Annotated in this window: 12 protein-coding genes; 7 read left to right on the top strand and 5 right to left on the bottom strand. The window is 53.2% G+C overall.

What is annotated here, in order from left to right:
• Positions 1-236 precede the first annotated feature (236 nt).
• The gene (locus AC5S16_RS05565; RefSeq protein ID WP_493929041.1) at positions 237-1,235 is read left to right on the top strand and encodes a radical SAM protein; all 999 of its coding nucleotides are present in this window, start codon (positions 237-239) and stop codon (positions 1,233-1,235) included.
• Between the two features lie 193 nt (positions 1,236-1,428).
• On the opposite strand, the gene AC5S16_RS05560 is transcribed toward AC5S16_RS05565, so the two are convergent.
• Positions 1,429-2,439, bottom strand: coding sequence for a hypothetical protein (locus AC5S16_RS05560; protein WP_493929040.1), 1,011 nt, complete (start codon positions 2,437-2,439; stop codon positions 1,429-1,431).
• A gap of 144 nt (positions 2,440-2,583) precedes the next feature.
• Here AC5S16_RS05560 and AC5S16_RS05555 point away from each other — a divergent pair, with 144 nt between their 5' ends.
• On the top strand, positions 2,584-3,975 hold the full coding sequence (locus AC5S16_RS05555) for a glucoamylase family protein (RefSeq protein ID WP_493929039.1): 1,392 nt from the start codon (positions 2,584-2,586) through the stop codon (positions 3,973-3,975).
• 40 nt (positions 3,976-4,015) lie between these two features.
• On the opposite strand, the gene AC5S16_RS05550 is transcribed toward AC5S16_RS05555, so the two are convergent.
• Positions 4,016-4,786 (bottom strand): fused MFS/spermidine synthase, encoded by a 771-nt coding sequence (locus AC5S16_RS05550; RefSeq protein WP_493929038.1) that lies wholly within the window; start codon positions 4,784-4,786, stop codon positions 4,016-4,018.
• A 249-nt stretch (positions 4,787-5,035) separates the two neighbouring features.
• Between AC5S16_RS05550 and AC5S16_RS05545 the strand changes: the two genes are divergently transcribed.
• Together AC5S16_RS05545 and AC5S16_RS05540 are read left to right on the top strand one after the other, a co-directional pair.
• A complete protein-coding gene (locus AC5S16_RS05545) occupies positions 5,036-6,010 on the top strand; it encodes a sterol desaturase family protein (protein ID WP_493929037.1) in 975 nt (324 codons plus the stop codon).
• Entirely contained in the window at positions 6,007-6,759 is a 753-nt protein-coding gene (locus tag AC5S16_RS05540; RefSeq protein ID WP_493929036.1) for a YqcI/YcgG family protein, read from the top strand. The genes AC5S16_RS05545 and AC5S16_RS05540 overlap by 4 nt, the downstream gene beginning before the upstream one ends.
• Before the next feature lie 36 nt (positions 6,760-6,795).
• On the opposite strand, the gene AC5S16_RS05535 is transcribed toward AC5S16_RS05540, so the two are convergent.
• Both AC5S16_RS05535 and AC5S16_RS05530 read right to left on the bottom strand, forming a co-directional pair.
• Entirely contained in the window at positions 6,796-7,398 is a 603-nt protein-coding gene (locus tag AC5S16_RS05535) for a DUF1990 domain-containing protein (protein ID WP_493929035.1), read from the bottom strand.
• Positions 7,399-7,426: 28 nt separating this feature from the next.
• Entirely contained in the window at positions 7,427-9,736 is a 2,310-nt protein-coding gene (locus AC5S16_RS05530) for a tetratricopeptide repeat protein (RefSeq protein WP_493929034.1), read from the bottom strand.
• Positions 9,737-10,005: 269 nt separating this feature from the next.
• On the opposite strand from AC5S16_RS05530, the gene AC5S16_RS05525 reads away from it, so the two are divergent.
• The 3 genes from AC5S16_RS05525 (at position 10,006) to AC5S16_RS05515 (ending at position 19,446) form a co-directional block, all read left to right on the top strand.
• Entirely contained in the window at positions 10,006-13,578 is a 3,573-nt protein-coding gene (locus AC5S16_RS05525; RefSeq protein ID WP_493929033.1) for a TonB-dependent receptor, read from the top strand.
• A gap of 166 nt (positions 13,579-13,744) precedes the next feature.
• Positions 13,745-17,128: a beta-sandwich domain-containing protein gene (locus tag AC5S16_RS05520; RefSeq protein WP_493929032.1), complete on the top strand. Its 3,384-nt coding sequence runs from the start codon at positions 13,745-13,747 to the stop codon at positions 17,126-17,128.
• A 5-nt stretch (positions 17,129-17,133) separates the two neighbouring features.
• Entirely contained in the window at positions 17,134-19,446 is a 2,313-nt protein-coding gene (locus AC5S16_RS05515; RefSeq protein WP_493929031.1) for a GH92 family glycosyl hydrolase, read from the top strand.
• Here AC5S16_RS05515 and AC5S16_RS05510 read toward each other — a convergent pair.
• Positions 19,443-20,603 carry a beta-L-arabinofuranosidase domain-containing protein gene (locus tag AC5S16_RS05510; RefSeq protein ID WP_493929193.1) on the bottom strand — a complete coding sequence of 387 codons (1,161 nt, stop codon included), beginning with the start codon at positions 20,601-20,603 and terminating at the stop codon, positions 19,443-19,445. The genes AC5S16_RS05515 and AC5S16_RS05510 overlap by 4 nt on opposite strands.
• Between the last annotated feature and the right edge of the window lie 61 nt (positions 20,604-20,664).

Genomic DNA, 20,664 nt, shown 5'->3' with positions numbered 1-20,664 from the left:
AACCCGCTTTGTTTTCAAATATTTGCGGCGTCATCTTATTCTCTTGAGAATAAATGATGCAGTTGTGGCAGCATGCAGGCTCTACCGTTTCGCATCCTGCGCCACTGTCGCGCGTCTAAGGGAGAAGGGGCAGGAATGTCGTTGAGACAGTCATTCCCAATATCCCTGGAGTAGCGAAGTTGCAAATTACTCATGTTCTGACATCCTGGGGGAAAGTCCTGCGGGGCCATACTCCAATGCTCTCCATTGAGGTCACGCGCGAATGTCCGCTGCACTGCCCTGGCTGTTATGCCTATGGATCAAACCATCTTGGTGGCGATGTGACCCTGCGCGAGCTCAGCGACAAACGTGGCGATGAGCTTGTAAGGGGCGTTATTGGTCTTGTTGACCAGCACAAGCCGATGCATGTGACGCTGGTAGGCGGCGAGCCGATGGTACGGCATCGCGAATTGAGCCGGATTCTGCCTCAACTGGAAAGCCGGGGAATTTTCTCGATGGTAGTCACCAGCGGGATTATTCCTATCCCACAGGAGTGGATGGCGCTGCCTCATTTCACGGCGGCGATTTCTATCGACGGCCTGCCCGAACACCACAACGTGCGCCGTAATCCGGCCACGTACGAACGGATTCTTGAGAATCTTGCCGGCAGACAGGTCAATATCCACTGGACAATCACGGCTCAGATGTTGAGCCGTCCCGGATATCTGGAGGAATATGCGCGCTTCTGGTGCGCGCGGCCGGAGGTACGCATGATCTGGGTTAGCCTTTACTCTCCTCAGCGAGGTGAGCAAAGCGAGGAACAGTTAACCTTAGAGCAACGGGAACACGTAACTAATGAGCTGCAGCGTCTCCACGCGCTTTATCCGAAGCTGCTCACACCGAAGGGCTACACGCGAGCTCTGCTGCATCCACCGGCGTCGCCAAAGGAATGCACCTTTTCGCGTCTCTCTAAGAATTATTCTGCCGACCTCAAGACAGACATTGAACCCTGTGTCTTTGGCGGTGATCCCGACTGCTCTCAATGCGGCTGCTCTGCGAGCGCGGCCGCGCACTGGATCAGCGGAATGCGCCTTGCCGGTCCTCTGCAGGCGAAACATCTGATGCAAGCATCGATGACGATTGGAAGCACGATCGCGCGCTTCCAGCGTCTTGCGCTCCCAGCATGGAGACAACGAAAACAAACAGCTTCAAAGAAATTGGACCAGGAGCTGGTACAGATCTCAATGGGAGATTGAGCTGCACTGTGTTTCGATGTATATGCTGGCTCTTTCTTGAAGAGCTACATAAAAAAGAGGGGCTGTATACCAGCCCCGTTCCCCAGATCTGCGTTTGTTGCTGACTCCCTTTATAAGCACGCTTAAGCCAGGCATCAAGATTACAGAGGTCTATTGGCCCCCTCTGGTTTGAGATTTTTCACTATGTGTTCACTTATTGGAATCGATACTCGGGCTTAAGTTCACAACGGTACATCATCGTCTTTTCCTGGTCTGCGCTAGTTTGCTCGGTGCATGTAGCCCAACTTAAATTAAGTTTCGGACCTAGCGGGAAGACCATGGGAGAGCCATTGATCTCGGCCTCGAGGCTTACTCCTTCTTGAATGGGAGGCAATGTAAAGCTGAGCGTACGGCCAAAAGTGACCGGATACAATTCGCGAACGCTGGAGTTGATTGCGGAGTGATAGACCTCGGCTTCCAGGAGGAAAGTGGCAGTATCTGACCAGTTCAAGGCAGTAATGGTGATCTTGCGGCCACCGCGAATAAATCCACTGGAGTCAATTCGCGTGAATGGGCATGGTCCTGCAATGCAGGAGGCTCTGACATTGCGAAACAAATTATCGGCTCCTGCATCTACCGTCACAGATGCAGAAGAAGCCTTCCACTTGCCATCAGGTGAGCATGGGAATTGATGATTGCAAGGCACGTTTCCCTGGTTGACGACGCGAAAGGTTCTGGCTTCGCTGCCCACATTTGCATCAGTGCGGGAGTTGAGCGTATATCTCACACGGATATTGGCAACAACCATCCCCGCGGGATTCGAGCCTGCTGATTTCTTCGTGGCAACAGGAACCATTCGCACAACGTATAGTTTGGCGGGGGACTTAAGTCTTCCGACTTGCACATTCAGATCATAAGGTTCGTAAGATGGATGCCGGAAAGAGACTATTACCTGCCCTTCGGATAATACTCTCCTTTGCAGGGTTACCTTGAAATATCCTGACGTTTCGGAGCGGGCCGTTGCGTTCACAGCGCCATCAGATGCGGTGATGGCAACGTCTGCTATCGGGAGTTGCTTGTTTGTGTCCACATCGCTCTGAATCACAGTGCCTTCAATAAGCAACTGCGTGGAAAGTGATCGCAACCGGTGCGCGCGCAGCAGTAACAGAACAACCACAAGTGCCACAACTGAAATTGATATCCAGACGATCTTTTTTCCCGTCATTCGACACCGACCATAATTAGACGCCTGACAGAAAGGGCATGATGCCAGCAAAGCAGTCAGACTGCGACATCGTACATCTATGTATTCCATACTAGTGTCATAAGGGATTATTTTTCTTAGCGAATACAAATGGCCCGAATGAGCATGGATGAGAACAGACGCAATGAAGTACAAATCCGTCAGCTAAACGATTCGCGCACAAATCTAAGTTCCCGGCGCCAACTGTTACGCCAGATAGCCGCTGTCTCACTGGGTCTGCCGTTCGCTGAATGGAAGACTCTGACGGGAATGGCGCAGCGCCCGCAATCAGTGACTCCTCCTGCGCAACCTGTGCTTTCACCTGAAGACGAGGCATTTCTGGACGATCTTGAACAGAAAACCTTTCTTTATTTCTGGGAACAAGCGAATCCGCAAACGGGGCTGATCAAAGATCGCTGCAATGTGCGCACACCCGACACGAGTGCCGCGGCAAGCATCGCATCGACCGGTTTTGGCCTGACAGCAATCTGCATTGCAGAGAAGCGCGGCTTCATATCTCACCAGGATGCCCGTCTGCGCGTGATCGCGACACTTGTATTTCTTTGGAAGAAACTGCCAACCCACCGGGGATTCTTCTACCACTTTGCCAACATCGATACAGGCGAAAGAATATGGGACTCTGAAGTTTCTTCTGTCGATACAGCCATTCTGCTTTGCGGGATTCTTACGTGCCGGCAGCACTTTCGGGACCGCGACATTATCGAACTCTCTCACGCAATTTTCGACCGTGTGGACTGGACGTGGTTATCAGAAGATGTCTCACTGTTACCTCTGGGGTGGACGCCTGAGCTCGGCTTCCTGCCGTATAAGTGGGATTACTATAGCGAATTGATGATGATCTATCTTCTGGGCATGGGGTCTTCCACTCATCCTCTTCATCCTGAGGCATGGTTGGCATGGAAACGGACCACTTTCGAGTACGATGGACTTCGCTACATCGGCTCATTTGCGCCTTTGTTTGTTCATCAATATTCGCAGGCATGGTTCGATTTCCGGCATAAGCGCGACAAGTATGCGGATTATTTTCAGAACTCGGCTACTGCTACCGAAGTTCACCGTCGCTTCTGTGTAGAACTCAGCAAAACCTTTCCGGATTACAGTGATGATTTGTGGGGTATCACTGCATCTGATTCCGACAAGGGTTACGTGATCTGGGGAGGTCCTCCGGCCATGGGTCCGATTGATGGAACGGTAGTTCCCGCAGCCGCTGGGGGCTCGCTTCCATTTCTGCCTGAGGCCACAATGCGCGTCCTGAAAAACATTAAGAATCGTTACCCTCAGGCTTGGAACCGCTATGGCTTTATCGATGCCTTCAATCCGTTAAAGAAATGGTATGACACAGATATTGTGGGTATCGATGCTGGGATCATCATGCTTATGGCGGAAAACCTGCGCACTGCTTTCGTGTGGGAAACCTTTATGAAGAACCCGGAGGCGCAACGCGGGATGACAAAAGCTGGTTTCAATAGTTATATTCCGACCGACGAGCGCCCCTGAAGAACCTTTTTTCGCAAAATGCTGCCCAGAAGCGCATGGCTTAACCGAGAGGAGTCATGGCTTTTCCTAATTCATGCTTTTTCTCAAACTTTCTGAGTTTCATCTGGAATGAGCCAGGAGACTCACCTTTCGGCCAGAGGAGTTGTCCTTTGCAGGCAAATACCACTGTATTGCCATCGTCATCAGGCGACAGCAGCACCTTGCCGCTGAAAGCCTTGCGAATCCGAGCCAGGATCTGCTGATTATTCTCCACACACACGTTGACTGCCATCAGACCCGTTTCAGTCAATGCCTGATGACAATTGTCGTAGAAGCTCTGAGAGCACAGATCATGAGGCAGATGATCGGCCCCGAATGCGTCGACGAGCAGCACATCGAATTTCGATGAGGCTCTTGCAACAAACTGTGCGCCATCTTCACAACGGGTTTGAAATCTGTGATCATCCGGTGGAATCTGGAATCTATCACGCATGGCAATGACATGTGGATTGATCTCGACCACCGTGAGCGTCGCTTTTGCGTGGTGGCGATAACACCATTTTGCGATCGAACCGCCTCCGAGGCCAATCAGGGCAATATGTCCGGGATTAGGCTGGAAAAGCTCAAATGCCATCATGGTCCGCGTATAGCTGAGCGCCAGGAAGTCCGGGTTGTCGACGAGCATCTGGCTCTGAACATAATCCGACTGAAAATGCAGTGTCAGGACACCAGAAACTTCGGAAACGACTGGCAGAGGCAGAAGGGAACAGTCAGACTGCAAAACAGGTTTGTTGAGTTGGGAGGTCTTTGAATCAGGAGTAAGCGCGTCCATAATCGATTTCTATCTTAGCGCGCTTTTCTTCTGCGCTCGGACTCCAAAACTATAGGGATGACACCGGGACGGTGCGCCCGGAAAGCTTCTATTCATGGACTTTTAATCCGATCAGAGATTTCAAATAACCGCCATGAATCGTCCTTAAAAGAGGGCGTTCACTGCAGAACGCCGCGCGCTCCCTGCAAGAATGTGGCAACGTCTGCCGATTCTGGCAGACTCGGATTGGTCGGCTATATGGAGGTAGCCATGCCGTGGACACTTCATTCCAGCCTATTGTGTGCCGCAATTCCAGATTGCGTCATTGGCTCGATTCAATCCTTTCTTGGGCACCTCGGACTCGGAGCGTTCGATCGATTCCTGGCTCTGTGGCTCTTCTTTGCTGCTTGCGGGGTCGCCGAACTCACGATCAGCTTTCTGGTTTGCACGCCGATCGAGAAATTCTGGCCGCTCACCAGCTGGCCTAAGCGCAATCCCATCGCTGCCGATATTACGTATGCATTCTTCGTGCGTATTGTCCTGTTTCCATTGATTGCCTATTTCGAGTTTGACTGGCTGCGTACCTCTCTCGATACATTTCTTGAACATCATGGTGTTACGGCATTCTCCCTTCCGGCAGCGATTCCAGCTCTTACCTCACTGCCCGCACTCGTCTTCATGATGAACTTTGCCATTCTTGATCTCGCGGACTACTGGAAGCATCGTATTTCTCACAGGATTGCCTGGTGGTATGGCATCCATTCTCTTCACCATGCCGAGGATCAGTTGACCTTCTGGTCCGACGACCGCTCGCACGTCCTCGAGGATGCAATTACCTATGTATGGCTGATCGTTGTTGGCCTCGCCATCGGTGTGCCCTCGATGCAATTTCCGTTCCTTATCCTCTGCTTCCGACTGCTCGGCAGCATGTCTCATGCGAATACGCGACTTAGTTATGGATGGCTTGGAAGCCATATCCTGGTGTCTCCACGCTTTCATCGCACTCACCACGCATTGCGTGCTGCAGGTCGGCGAAGCTGCAATTTCGGTACAGCTCTTTCAGTCTGGGACATTTTCTTTAAGACTGCTCGATTCAATGACGACACCATTGAGACCGGCGATGCAGGGGCCGAGCCTGCCCTGGTAAACGGTACATGGACTGAACAGCAAGCGGCCGGGTTCCGCCGTATGGTTCGATTGGCTCGCAGAGGAAAGAAAACTGCAGCAGTTGGGACCGCATCATGATTTCTCAGCGTTATGCAGTATGGACGACCCGGGTCCTGACAAAGGGTGAGGTTGGAATCCATCCGCAGGAAAGTTGGAAGACTGAGGCTTACGAGGAATACAAAACGAAACTCAGTACTGCCGATTATCCTTGCTTCTTTGGTCAAACTGCAGAGGTACGAGGAGAGATGCTCTACGCCTTCATCGATGCGGAGCGTCTGGATGAAATAGTTCCCAACATGCGGCGCTTTGTTCACCTCCTCAGCACCCCCGAGTTCGAACGCGCGAGTCTAACTGCCTTCTTCAAGCCGGATCCTGTGATTCGGGATCACTCCTCATTCGTCGAGCGGTTCTGGCATATACTCCAGTATCTCCATGAGCACGACACATCTCCCGTAACTAACAGAATTCCTGATGATCCTCTTTGGGAGTTCTCATTTGAGGGTCGTGAAATGTTCGTCGTTGGAACCTCGCCGACTTACCGACTGCGTCGCAGCAGAAACCTCGGTCCTGGTATCGTGTTAATCTTCCAGCCGCGAACACTGTTTATCGATCCGATGACATCGGAACCAATTGCCGCTGATGTGAGGCATCGCATTCACAAGCGCATGCTGGTTTACGACGGTATGCCTGTCCATCCGGATATCGGCTTCTATGGAGACTTGCAAAATCGTGAGTGGAAACAGTACGCATTGCCGGATGACAATGCGCCTGAACAAGGCACTTGCCCATTCCATACGCGTACGGAAAATCCAGCTCGGGTTTCCTAGTGCTTTCCGATTGCTAAAGCTACCACTCCGTCCACATTAGTAGACTTCTGACCTCGAGATTTCTTCTTTGATACAGCGTCTCATCTGTTCGTGTGAATCTCTTGCGAATCTATGTTGCACCGCTCGTGAGAAAGGGTAGCCAATGCGAGCCAGAAGATGTCTCGGACGGGATACTGCTTCAACGAGATAAGAGACAGACTTGCTTTCGGGGTCAAACTCAATGACAAAACGCTCCTGCCCTTCCTCGACATGAAAGGCGGTGGTGGTGTACATAAAACCGAAGCGAGTCGGACTGTCTACTACCTCAGTAATGCGGCTGAAATTTATCGACCATAAGCAGGCGGTATGCGCCTCCACAGCTACTAGCTCTCCCGGTGCGATTTTGGCAAAAGGGTTCACAACCTGTACCCACCCCAAATTGAACTCTTCCCATCGCTGAAAAGCTTGGCGTGCCGCTGAGAAAACATGCGGTCCTCGACCAATCTCGCTGCGTGACAGATCATGCACAAAGCCCTTCGGTCGGGCTCCTAACGAGCCGCCTGTTCCTGTCAGGAAGTGAGGACTGGAAGGTGGAGCTTCGCGGGCAGCTGCCAGGAGTTTTTCCTTCTGGTCTTCGCTTGCTCGGAATAGCCGCAACACAGGTCCAGTATCTCAGGATGAAGAGTACTTAGGGGTGAAGCTCAGCTTCCAGCACATGCGGGCTGTCCTGGTCAGCGGATGGATTCGCTGCAAGGAAATGCTGGAAGGCATCGGCAGCTTTTTGCTTGTCTTTCATTGCTTCGTAAGCCTGACCGAGATGCAGGTAGGACAGTGGGTAATTGGGATTGATCTTGAGAATGCGCTGGTACTCGGCGATGGCTTCAGGAAACATATGGAGTTCGAGATAAGCATTTGCAAGGCAGTCTTCATGCATGTCGATTCCGGAGGAGGGAGGCAAATGTTCGAGAGCGGCTTTGAAATGGCTGATCGCTCCTTGAGCATTACCGCTTTTGAGTTCTATATAGCCCTGGTAAAAGAACTCAGTCCGCATGTCCCGCGGTGAGCCGCGCTCGGAGTTCAGTGGGCTTGCGAAGAGAATCTTCTCCAAATCGGCTACCCGCTGCTTCTCGTGCTTTTGAAGAGCAATGACCAGCGAATTCCAGACCGACGCGCGATTGTAGTGAAGTTCCTGGTCAGCAGATGCCTGCGCATCTGCTGTCTTTCCCATCGTCATATAAACCGTGGCGAGGTCTCCGTAAGCAAAGGCCTTGGTATCGTTCCCATGAGCCACCTGAATATAACGGCGGTATTCGCTCAGCGCGTCATGGTAGCGGCCTTGCTGGTAGTAGGTGTCTCCGAGGTGAACGATTGATGGTTCAAACTCAGGGTCGAGCCTCAGGGCTTTGCTGTATTCCGACACGGCGGCATTGTATTGACCTGCAAGTTGATAGCCCATTCCGAGGCTGTCATGAGCATTGGGATTTTCCGGTGCAAGCGCGACATATTGTTTATAGATGCCAGTGGCTTCCTCGATCCGCCCGAGCCCGCTCAGGACAAAACCGTAGGCATTGTACAGATCGCCAGAATTCGGGTTGTTGTGAATGGCCTTTTCCAGCATGATGGCAGCTTCCTGCACTTTTTCCTGTCCGCGGAGAAGCCGGCCTAGTTCGCAGTAGGCCTCGGTTTCATCGGGATATTGAAGGATGATTTGCTGGAGTACCCGCGTCGCGGTATCGTAGTCGGTTCGGGCCATGGCGTACCACACGCGGATGTAAAGCTGGTTCAGTTCCGGTAACTGTCCCGAAAGGCGGAGGGCCTGTTCGAGGTAGGGACGGCCCTTCTCCGGTTGGAAGTCGCGCACGGAGTAGGCGTATCCGATGCGGGCAAATGCCATGGCAAAGTGGGGATCGAATTCAATTGCCTTCTTAAAATCATCGATTGCCTGTGCGTTCTGGAAGCGTTCGGCTTTCTCTACTCCGACGGAGTAGTAGCGGTACGCTTCCATATTGCTCGTCATGACATCGGCAAGCGGGGGCGTGCCGGTATCAGAAAATCCAAGATGGCGGGCAATGTCTGCGGAGAGCAGATTAGCTTCTGCTACGATCTCGCGAGGATCACCTAAGGCTGCTTCGTCGGCGGCAATCAGGTGCCCGTCTTTACCGTCATGCGTCTCGACACGGACATGTATCTGCTGTCCGGAAGAAGATATTGCGCCGATGACAAATGCTGTGGCATGAATCGACCTGGCGACATCGAGCGCTTTGGCCGCCTGAATGGTCTGGAGATGGCCTTCATCATTGAGCAGCGCGTGGATTTTTTCGCGGCTCAAAATCTTCCATTTGACAGTATGAGCCAGATCGGTCAAGACCATGTCTGAGAAGCCTTCGCGCAGCCAGTCCAGATCAGTCCGCCCTGTTTCATTTCTCAAGGAGAAAACAGCCAATGTTGGAACGCCTGAAGGAGAGATGGTGGCTGCATTCACCTGCCCTGAATGATGCAGACGACCTTCATGCCAGTAGAAGAACAATCCTGCCGCCAGAGTGGCCAGAAGCAACCAGAGCCATGCACGCGTGAGGAACCGGTTCGGTGCCGGAATACTGAACGGCTTCGGTGCGACAGTTATTTCACGAGGACCAGCCGCTTCAATGATCGGAACAGGCTGCAGCGCCACTTCTACAGGGGCAAGGAACCTGTAGCCGACTTTAGGAAAAGTCTTGATGAAATGCGGTTGATGCGGATTATCACGAAGCGCCCTGCGGATCTCCGCAATGCATTGGGCCAAAGCATTATCAGTGACTGCCGTGTCATTCCAGACAGCGGCAATCAATTCGTCTTTTGAGATGAGAGTCCCGGGATGCTGAAGGAAATAGAGCAGCACCTGGAAACTCTGATACCTGAGTGTGCGTTCCTGGCCAGAACAAATTAAACATCCGCTGACGATATCAACCTTGCAATCGCCAAAGAGATAGCAACTAACCGCCTCTGCTGAAACGGTCACCGAAGCTCCTCCCGATCAATCTTGTAGTTGCCAAGTATACGCGGGAACGATGGAAAAGTGGAATCGTTACCATGAAATTGTTTGAAGTTAACAGCTTATCAGGTTGAAATAAAATGAGTTAGATATCTCATAGAAATTTCATAGGTTTTTCAGAACTATTCACGACAACCGGATTTTTCACGGAATACCTTTCCTTCCGAATGTTGTGCCTGTCCGCAGATCGCCGCAGGCAGGAAGAAAAACAGTCCCACAATTTTTCGGAGGTCACCGTGCAATACCATCCCCCAAGGTCACGGACCAGCCGTGCTTTCCTGGTTATTGAGCAGTGGTTTTTCACTTGTCTTCTTCTCGGAGCCCTGTGCGTTATCTTTCAGCAGCCCTCCCGCGCACAGGAATACCGTGGCACCATCACCGGACAGGTAACAGACAGCTCAGGAAATGCCATCGTCAATGCAACCATCACCGCAACCAGTCCCGAACAAACCTACAACGGCAAAACTGACAACAGAGGTAACTTCTACATCCCTTATGTGCAGCCGGGAACCTATTCGATCCAGGCCGAGTCAACCGGATTCAAAACCGTGGTTCATCAAGGCGTCAGTGTCGATGTAAACGCCAAGATCACCCAGGCATTCTCGCTGCCGGTAGGACAAGTGGATCAAACAGTCTCTGTAAGTGAGAATTCGCTGCAACTCAGTACTGCCGATGCTTCAGGCGGCACGGTCATCGATCCGGAGAAAGTCCAGAACCTCCCGCTTAATGGACGGCAGGTCTATATGCTGATGAGCCTGACACCCGGAGTGCGTTTCACCCAGACCCAGTTCGGTCCAGGCGGCTATTCCGGCACGCGCGGATGGGACACCTCGAACGCCTACTCCATCACCGGCCAGCCCGGGACCACCAACCAGTTCCTGTTGAACGGCGCTCCCATTTCTGTCCAGGGAGGAGGTCCATCGGGTACATGGAATATCTCGCCCAGCATCGATGCCGTCCAGGAATTCAAGATCATGACCATCACATTCGACTCGCAGTACGGGCGTGTCGGCGGAGGCGCGGTCAATATCATCCTCAAGAACGGGACGCCTCGTTTTCATGGGACGCTCTATGATTTCTGGCGTAACTCGGTACTGGATGCCAACACCTATCAGCTCAACCAGCAGAATGAAGCGAAACCTTTCCATAATGAGCACCAGTTCGGGGGGACAATTGGCGGCCCATTTCTGAAACGAAATGGATTCTTCTTTTTCAGCTATGAAGGTTACCGTCAGGTGCTTCCGGCTGGTGTGGTGACCACTGTGCCTACTGCCGATCAGTTTCCGGACGGCAGCGGGACAGTGAACCTGACGAATTATCTCGCGTCAACGGGCCGTACTGGAGGAATCTACGATCCTCTCACGACCGCCTGCGTGCAGGAAGGGGACTCAGGCTGCACTACCTATGGCCGCCAGCCGTTTGCCGGAAATGTTATTCCGGCAAACCGCATCAGCCAGGTCGGACTCGCCATCATGAAGCAGTTTCCTGCGCCGAACCGGCCTGGATACATCAATAACTATGTCTTCAACGGCAAGGACCGCTATCGCTACAACATGCCGATTGCACGCGTCGACTATAACTTTACCGACCGGACAAAGCTGTATGGTATTTTCGCGTGGTGGTCAGGGCATGAATACCGGAACGGCAACGGCCTGGTCGGACCAGCAATCATGGGCGACATCGACAACTACCGCTCCAGCCTGACGCAGGTGCTCGACCTGACACACACGTTCACCCCATCTCTGATAGGCGACATCCGCGTTTCTTTCAACCGCTACTACTATGCCGATCCGAATGGAACAGTGTCTGCCGGACTCAACTCTCTTTCTGCATCAGACCTTGGGTTGAGCATGCCGCAGATACCAACGACGAATAAGAGCTATGCTCCGGAAATTGATCTTGGCGATAACATGCCGAACATTATCGGAAACCAGGTCAATCCCAATATCTTTGAAACATACGATGTCGGGCCGTCCATCACGCAGATTCTGGGCAATCACAGCCTGCACTATGGCGGAGAGTTTTCCCTCTATCACGATGTGCCGTCCGGCATTGGCCGTCCGAATGGCTACTTTGGCTTCGGAACGGATTTCACGCAGCAGAACCCCTTCCAGCAGAACAAGGACGGGTCTATTGTTGCCAACCTGTTGCTCGGCTACCCTGACGCCGGCAGCGTTGATTACAACATTGCTCCTTACGAGTCGTATCGGTACGTTGGCGGCTTCGTACAGGATGACTGGAAGATACGGCACAACCTGACGATAAACGCCGGCATTCGCTGGGATGAGGAGTTTTCTCCCATCGAGCGGCATAACCGGCTGCTGGCTGGAATGTGCCTGACCTGCGTGAATCCAATCTCGTCCAGCGTTCCGTCACTGGCTCCACTTTATGGCACTGTGCTTTTTGCCAGCAGTTCGCAACCCGCGTACCCGAATAATACCGAGCTGTGGCAGCCAAAGATCGGCGCCTCTCTCGGACTGGGAAAAAACATAGTGCTTCATGGCGGCTGGGTGTTAAACAAGGCCTTCGGCATCGAGTTAGGAGGCGCTTCGGCATGGAACCAGTCAACGAATTACAACTTTTCTCCTGACGACAAACTTCATCCATCCGATGCATTCCGCAACGGCAATCCTTATCCAAATGGATTCATCACCCCTCCAGGCAGTTCTCAGGGTGCGCTGGCGCTGGTCGGAACCGGTTTTGGCATCGATTTGCGCGACCGAAAGATCGTTCACGTTCAGCAGTGGACTTTCGGCATTCAGGAAGCGCTGCCTTTCCAGATGATCGGGGAGATTAGTTATCTCGGTTCCCATACCACCAACCTGCGGGCATCGAAACAATTGAACGGCATCAGCGCAGCCGACTTCGCACAAGGGCATGCCGATCCAAACTATCTGGATCAGCAGGTTACCAACCCGTTCTATGGAGTACTGCCCACCACTGTGGCGCTGGGTCAGAACCCCACGATCCAGGCACGCTATCTCAAGGTTCCTTATCCTGCGTTCGATGGAAATATCTACGACTACACCTATCCGGGTGGATATAGCAACTACAACGCGCTGTTGGCCAAACTGGAGAAAAGATTCTCAGGCACGGGAGCTCTCTCGAAGGGTCTTAGCTTCATCTCTGCGTTTACCTGGTCGAAATTGATGTCCGCGACCGGACTCCTTAACAACAGTGGCGCAAGCCTGGTCGATCCGAAGCCATACTATGACATCGATGGCGGTGACCGCCCTTGGGATCTGGCCTTCAGCGGATTGTTTGGACTTCCGATTGGTAAAGGCGGCGCAATTCTTTCCAATGCGCACGGATTGCTCGGACAGATCGTCAATGACTGGCAGATGGAATGGATTTTCCAGAATGATGGAGGAACGCCTGTCGGCTACCCGAACGGCTATAACTACAACTGCGGAAATTACAACATTCTTCCGCAACATAAAAGCTGGAAGAGCTATTTAAACAATTCGGACAATACCTGCTTCTCTACATTTACCGAGTACACTGCAACTACCAAGTTGCCGCGTACAACTGTAATCCGCAACCCGTGGGCTCAGCAAACCGCTCTGAGTTTCCAGAAGAAATTCATTGTCCGCGAGGGAACGACACTGCAGTTCAAGGCAGAAGCGTTTAACCTCACCAACACTCCTATCTTCGGAAGTCCCAGCACGTCATCGCCCGATCAGGAATTGACACGCACCAGTGTTGGCACTGACAACCAGCCTGGTTCCTGGTCAGGTTACGGGACGATTGGATCGACGCAGCAGAATTTCCCGCGCCAGATTCAGATGTCGCTGAAACTGCAATTCTAGTAAGTAGGATCAACGCAACATAACTTCCCTGAGAATTCTGCAAATCTCGGGGAAGATCACCTTCTGGTCAATCTTGCGTTTGTCAGCGTCGGAGGCTCAGTCGAGTCCCCGGCAAAGCAACAACCTGCCACGTCAACCACACTCAAAAACGGAGGCAACACCGCTTATGCGCAGAGCTCTCTTCAGCTACTTCCTCGCTGTATGCATGGCAGTCTTCTTCCTCTCCGTATTGCCGTTACGCGCGCAGCGGCAGGTGCTTGCAACGCACCTGTCTGCGCCGGCGGGCGCGCAGGACGCCGGCAGGCTTCCCGATTCGCAATCGCTAAGTTTCTCCATGGCCCTTCCCCTGCGAAATCAGCAGCAGCTCAAGGCATTTCTCGATCAACTGCACAATCCAGCAAGCCCGCAGTACAACCACTTCCTGACGGTCGAGCAATTCACGGAGCGGTTCGGTCCAACGTCCAGCGATTACGACAAAGTGATCGCTTATGCCGGATCGCATGGAATGAAGGTGACGAAGACTTATTCCAATCGCATGCTGGTGAATATGACCGCTCCGGTTGCTTCAGTGAACCAGGCGTTTCATTTCACGATGCACTCGTATCAGCATCCGTCAGAAAACCGGAAGTTCTATGCGCCCGATACAGAGCCATCCATCGAGAAAGGGTTGCCGGTCCTCAGTGTGCAGGGGTTGAGCAACTATCACCTGCCGCATCCAATGCTGAAACAGGCCGCGCGCGATGCAGTGCAGAGCTATACAACCGGATCAGGACCCAACGGACAGTTTCTGGGCAGCGACATGCGTGCCGCTTATGCTCCGGGAGTGACGCTTGACGGCGCCGGGCAGACTGTTGGCTTGATTGAACTTGGGCCCTACAATCTGAGCGACGTCCAGAGCTATTTCAGCTCTATCAACCAGCCTCTCAATGTCCCCATCTACAACGTCCTGCTCAACGTGGACGGCATCTGCTCAGGAACGCCGGCTACTGGCGGCTGCGATGACGGCGAGGAGGTCATCGACATCCAGCAGGCGATATCGATGGCGCCGCATCTCTCGGCATTGATTGTGTACGAAGCATATGGCGCGAACAGCGATGCGCTCACTGCATTTACGCAGGCGGCGAATGACAATATTGCCAAGCAGCTGAGCCTCTCCTTTGGATGGGGCGGCACTCCCGACACTGAACCCGGATATGAGCAGATATTCATGGAGCTCCAGGCGCAGGGGCAGAATGTGTTCGTGGCTTCAGGCGACTCGGGAGCCAATGTTGGCGGCGTGGGTTATCCGGGAAACAGCCCCAATATCACCGATGCAGGCGGCACGGACCTTACCACGAACGGCGCTGGCGGTGCGTGGTCGTCGGAATCCGGATGGGTTGGCAGCGGCGGTGGATGGAGCACGCAATCGCCGATCCCGAGCTACCAGACACCTGTCATCAATTCCACCAACCAAGGCTCTACAAGCTATCGCAACATTCCAGACGTTGCGATGGAAGCAAATACTGACAACTATTTCTGCGCGAATGGATCGTGCCAGGGAGGAATCGGCGGCACCAGCCTTTCAGCACCGCGATGGGCGGGCTTTCTGGCCCTGGTGAACCAGCAGGCTAATGGAAGCCCGGTAGGCTTTCTGAACACCACTCTCTATTCGCTTGGCCAGACCTCAAACTATACGAACTTGTTTCACGACATCACTACCGGCAACGACTTCAACAGCGGCAGTCCTGATTTGTTCTCAGCAGTTACCGGCTACGACCTGGTTACCGGATGGGGTTCACCGACCGGGCAAAACCTGATTGACTCGCTTGCTCCGGCAAATACTGCAGCTGCCAACTTTGCGCTTACTGCGTCTCCATCCACCATCAATCTCACGCCCGGCAGCGATGGAACGTCGACGATCACGGTTGCACCGGTTAATGGGTTCACCGGAACCGTGAACCTGACGGTGACGATTCTTGGAGCGCCCACAGGCGTGTCTGCGAGCCTAAGTTCTTCCTCTATTACCGGCGCAGGCTCTTCTATGCTGACCGTGTCGACAACCAGCGCTGCGCCTGGTGGAAATATTCTGCTGGCTATCACAGGCACGAGCGGCGGGTTGTCGCAGACCGCTTACGTTTCGATTGCGCTGCCGGATTTCAGCCTCGCGCTTACTCCGACGGCTTTGTATCTGAACCAGAACAGCTCTACAACAGGCACTGTAGCCGTCACGCCTGAGAATGGATTCACCGGCAAGGTGCAGCTTTCTCTTGCGAATGCGCTTCCGGATTCTGTCACGGGCAAGTTTCAGCCTTCTCAGACAGCAACGAGCAGCACGTTGCTGTTGACCGCCGGCAGTAAAGCCGCAACCGGAACCAGCATTATCGGTATCACAGGCGTGTCCGGCAGCACCACGCATACGTTGTCCTCAGCAACGCTATCCGTAAGTGCGGCTATCGGCAAGAATGGTGCCGGGCAGCCAGTGGATCTCAGTTCGGCGTACAACGTGGCAGCCATCTATGCCGATGGGCAAACCTTCACATCCGGAGGTCTGGATGGCGGCGGCTATGCGTATTCGGAAAATATATTGACGCGTGCGCGTGTCCTCAGTGGAGTGCAGTTCAATCTGGGGCCGGCAAATGCCAACGATGCAGTTTATGGAGCAGGACAGCAAATCACTTTGCCTGCCGGACAGTTCAATACACTGCAACTGCTGGCAACCGGAATCGACGGAAACCATGCGTCGCAAGCCATTACTGTGACATATACAGACGGCACTACCTCGCAATACGCGCAGGGATTCAGTGACTGGTACAGTCCTTCTGGCAACATCAATGAAGCGGAAGGCGTGGTGATGCCGTATCGCAACACAGCCAGCGGAGCCAAAGACAACAGGCCTTTTCATGTATATGGCTATACACTTCTTCTCACGCCAGGAAAGACGGCAAAAAGCTTTACCCTTCCCAGCAACCGTGATGTAGTCGTGCTTGCTGCAACACTTGTAAATGAGAATCTCGGAGCGCAGGCCTCTCTTACTTCCGCCTTCAATGCAGCCGGAATCTATACCGACAGCACAACGTTCTCAGAAACGGGAGGGATCGATGGAGGAGGCGCAGCTTACTCAGCCAATCTGCTTGGTGATGAAACAGGCCTATCAAGCCTGGTGGTGAACGGCGTTAAGTTCAATCTCGCCGCGGCGAACCAGGAGAATGTTGTTTATGGCGCAGGCCAGAGCATCGCGCTGCCAGCCGGTCGCTACAATACTCTGTACATTCTAGGAACAGGAGTTCAGGGGAATCAGGCCTCGCAAACTATCGTGGTGACATACACTGACGGAACGACAGCGAAATTTACGCAGAGCTTCAGCGACTGGTATACCCCGCAAGGCTACTCACGCGAAGCTTTAGCGGTAAAGATGCGCTATCGTGATTTAAACGACGGCACTCAGGATAACCAGGCTTTCAATCTTTATGAATATGCGCTGCCTATTAACTGCAATAAGGCGGTGAAATCCATTCAGTTGCCTGATAACCGCTATGTGCTGGCGCTTGCAATTAGCCTGGTTCGTGAATGAATAGGATGATCTCAACCCGGATCAAACTGCTGACGATTTTGCTGTCATCTGGATGTTGTTTACTTTCACTGCCGGCCCAGCGTACAGCGGTTGCTGACAAACAGCCCATCGATTATGCCAACGGGCTGGTCGGTACCGCGCCGCTGGACGATCAGAAACTTATTGGAAACGCACCGCCTCCGGGAGAACAGCTGTATTCCGGCTTTACTTCTCCCGATGCTGTGCTGCCTCATGGGTCTACTCATCCAGGCCCCCTTAATGCAAATCTCGATCTTGAGTATTCCGCGGGAGTGAGGGCTGCATACTTCTATCCGAACAGAATGATGTATGGGTTCTCGACTGGAACCGCCGGTGGCCCGGTTGTAATGCCGGTAGTCGGAGACTGGACAGTTCCTCCTGAGCGAAGCGCTTCCGTATACGACAAGACACGGGAGAAATCCTCACCCGGATACTACAGCGCGTATCTCGATGACTTTCACACACTCGCTGAAATGACGGTGACTACCTGGACTTCCATCTTCAGGTTTACCTTTCCTCAGTCAGAAAAATCTAACATCCTGCTTGACCTCGGGCGTGGTGGTGGAGACATTGAGGTTGTCGATGACCATACAGTGCGCGGGAAATCCCGCTATGGCAACCGATACTTTGTCGCGGAATTCTCAAGACCATTCACGACCTTCGGCGTCTTCAAGCAGAATCCGCCAGAGCAGCCGATGCGTGGAGATATTCTCGGCTGGAATGATGTGAATCCTGAAGCGCGAACAATTTCTGGCAACTATGCCGGAGCCTATCTGCGATTCACGACTACACAAGGTGAACAGGTCCTGATGAAGATTGCGTCCGGAGTGAGTTACCAGGTGGCTGAAGAGAGGCTGCAATCCGAGAGCTCAGGGTGGAACTTCGATCACATCAAGCAGCAGGCTCAGGAAACGTGGGCCAAAAAGCTGAACCTGATTGAAGTAAAAGGTGGAACAGAAAAAGAAAAGATGCTGTTCTACTCCTGCCTCTACCATTCGTTTGCCAGCCCGCACCTGATCGCGAAAAAAGGAGAGCAGTTCACGGGACGCGACAGGCAAGTGCATACTGCAGACTATGATCGTTACGATCAGGTGCCACTGTGGGACACGGGCCGCAACCAGGTTGTATTGCTTACGCTTCTCGAGCCTGATGTGAAGGTGGATATTCTGCGCTCGCAGCTTGATATCGCGCGCGAGTCCGGCTACATGGGCACGTCATTCCACGGCGACAACGCGGTTCTGATGTATCTGGGCGATTGGGAGCGCGGCTTGAACTTTGACTGGGCCGCGGCTTACGAATACCTGCGCAAGAACGCGACCGATCCCAAGGGGCCCAGAGGCTATCTTGCAGAATACATGAAGAACGGCTGGATCTCAGACTTCATTCCGAAAGACCGGAATCCCAATCCTCCGTATGCAGGTGGCAAGGCCGGTGCCGCTACAACACTCGAATACAGCTGGGATGATTATGCTCTTGCTCTTTATGCGAAAAAACTTGGCAGGCAGGATGACTATGAGCTGTTTCTGAAGCGTGCACATAACTATCAGAATGTCTTCGACCCTTCGGTAGGCTTCATTCGGGGCAAAACAGAAGATGGCAAGTGGATATCCCCGTTTGATCCACGCGAGCCCTACTATAACTTCATGATGAAGGAAGCATCTGGGTGGTCCACCTTATGGCTTGTCCCTCATGATGTGCAGGGTTTGATCCATCTCTTAGGTGGACGGGATAAGTTCGCAGCTAAGTTAGATGAGTTCTTCACGACGCCTTATACAGCAAAAGGTATCTGCCGTGACTGTACCGGAGTGATCGGACAGTATGTTCAGGGAAACCAGCCCGACCAGCAGGCGGCTTATTACTATGACTGGGCCGGTCAGCCATGGAAAACCCAGAAGCTGACGCGGGAAATTCTCAATCTTATGTATGGCAGTGACAAGAGCGGCCTGGCATTTCCCGGAATGGACGATCAAGGCTCGACCTCATCCTGGTATGTAATGAGCGCTCTGGGTTTCTATACGGTCGACCCATCCAGCCCGGATTACATCATGGGCAGCCCGATCTTTGATCAGGCGACGATCCACTTGGGCAGTGGGAAAGACTTCACAATCATCGCCCGCAATAACTCTGCGAAGAATATCTATATCCAGTCAGCAACGCTGAATGGAAAGCCCTGGAACAAGCCATGGTTCAGCCACTCTGATATAGCCAATGGCGGAAAGCTGGTGCTGACCATGGGATCTCTGCCGAATAAGAACTGGGGAAGCGCTCCTGATGCAGCGCCTCCTTCTATGTCTCATTAAGCAAGCTCATGATAGAGGCGATACTTTTCGTGGCCGATGGCCGCGAAGGGCTTGAACTCATATTCCTGGCCGCTGGCTTTTATCTTCCATGTGTATGAGGAGCGTGCCATCTGGCTCACAGCAAGCAGCTGAGCTCGCGTAGCGTGAATCGGAGCATCGCCGATGGCGAAAAGTGTGAGTGGGCCTCTTAACAAAGCGACCGTATTCGGATGTTGCGGATCGACAGCTTCCAGTCGAATGGGCATGTCGAAAGCTACTTCGATGCGATCACCACTGCGCCATGTCCGGTCGACGGCAAAAAACTTGCCTGGCACCGGCTGTTTTTCCACGGCGCGTCCGTTTACTGCCACTCGCGTGCTACTGCCTGTCCATGCGGGAATACGCAGCATCAAGGCGAAGCTCCGCGGCTGATCGAGCTCAAGAGCGATCGAGGTTTCAGGCACGATCGGGTATTGGGTGTTCTGTTTGAGGACGCAGCGCGTGCTTCCGAATCTCCATGTAACTTTGGAAGGCACATACAGGTTTACATAAACACTCCGCGCTCCACGGAAATATGAGCTGATGCCGTAGTCTGCAGTGATCTGCGGGAATGTGCCAGAGCAGCAGGGCCACTTGTCCTGATGAAAGAACTTGCTGGCCGAGTTGTTGTAGTCGGAGTAGTAGAAGGATTGTCCGTCTTCCTGGAGCGGCAACGCGCCAAGGATCGTGTTGTACAGCACGCGTTCCATGCTGTCTCCGTAACGGCTGTCAGCGGATGCGCGCAGAAGGTATCGCGCAATTTTGAAATGGCCATAGGCCCCGCAGGGAGTCTCGAAGCTGGCATGCGTCTTGACGAGACTTTCGCCCATCTCGCCGCTTCCCGGCTTGCGAAAGGTTTCATCAGGGCCCCAGCCGCCGGTAGCAAAACTCTGCGTGTTGAGCACAAAATCAAAGCCGTTGCGTGCTGCGCGCAGACGCATTTCGTTGCCGGTCACCAGATAATTCTGAAAGGCCGAGCAGAGTGCATTAACGTGGCTATAGGCATGCTGGCCGGGCAGCACATTTTCGCCTGCTGCCAATGGAGCGAAATATTCGCGGTCCTGCATAAAACGTGCTGCAAGCTGTTTATAGCGCTCGCCTGCGCCGCGCTTGTATGCGAGATAGAAATTCTCGGGCAGCGTGTAGGTTTCGTCCCAGGTAAGGCGATGTTTGGATGAGGGCGGGCATTCTGCTCGGCGC

The organism is Acidobacterium sp. FHG110202_01 (assembly GCF_059115305.1).
Note: the sequence above shows the minus strand (reverse complement) of the source record. Positions and strands in the feature narration are given on the sequence as shown.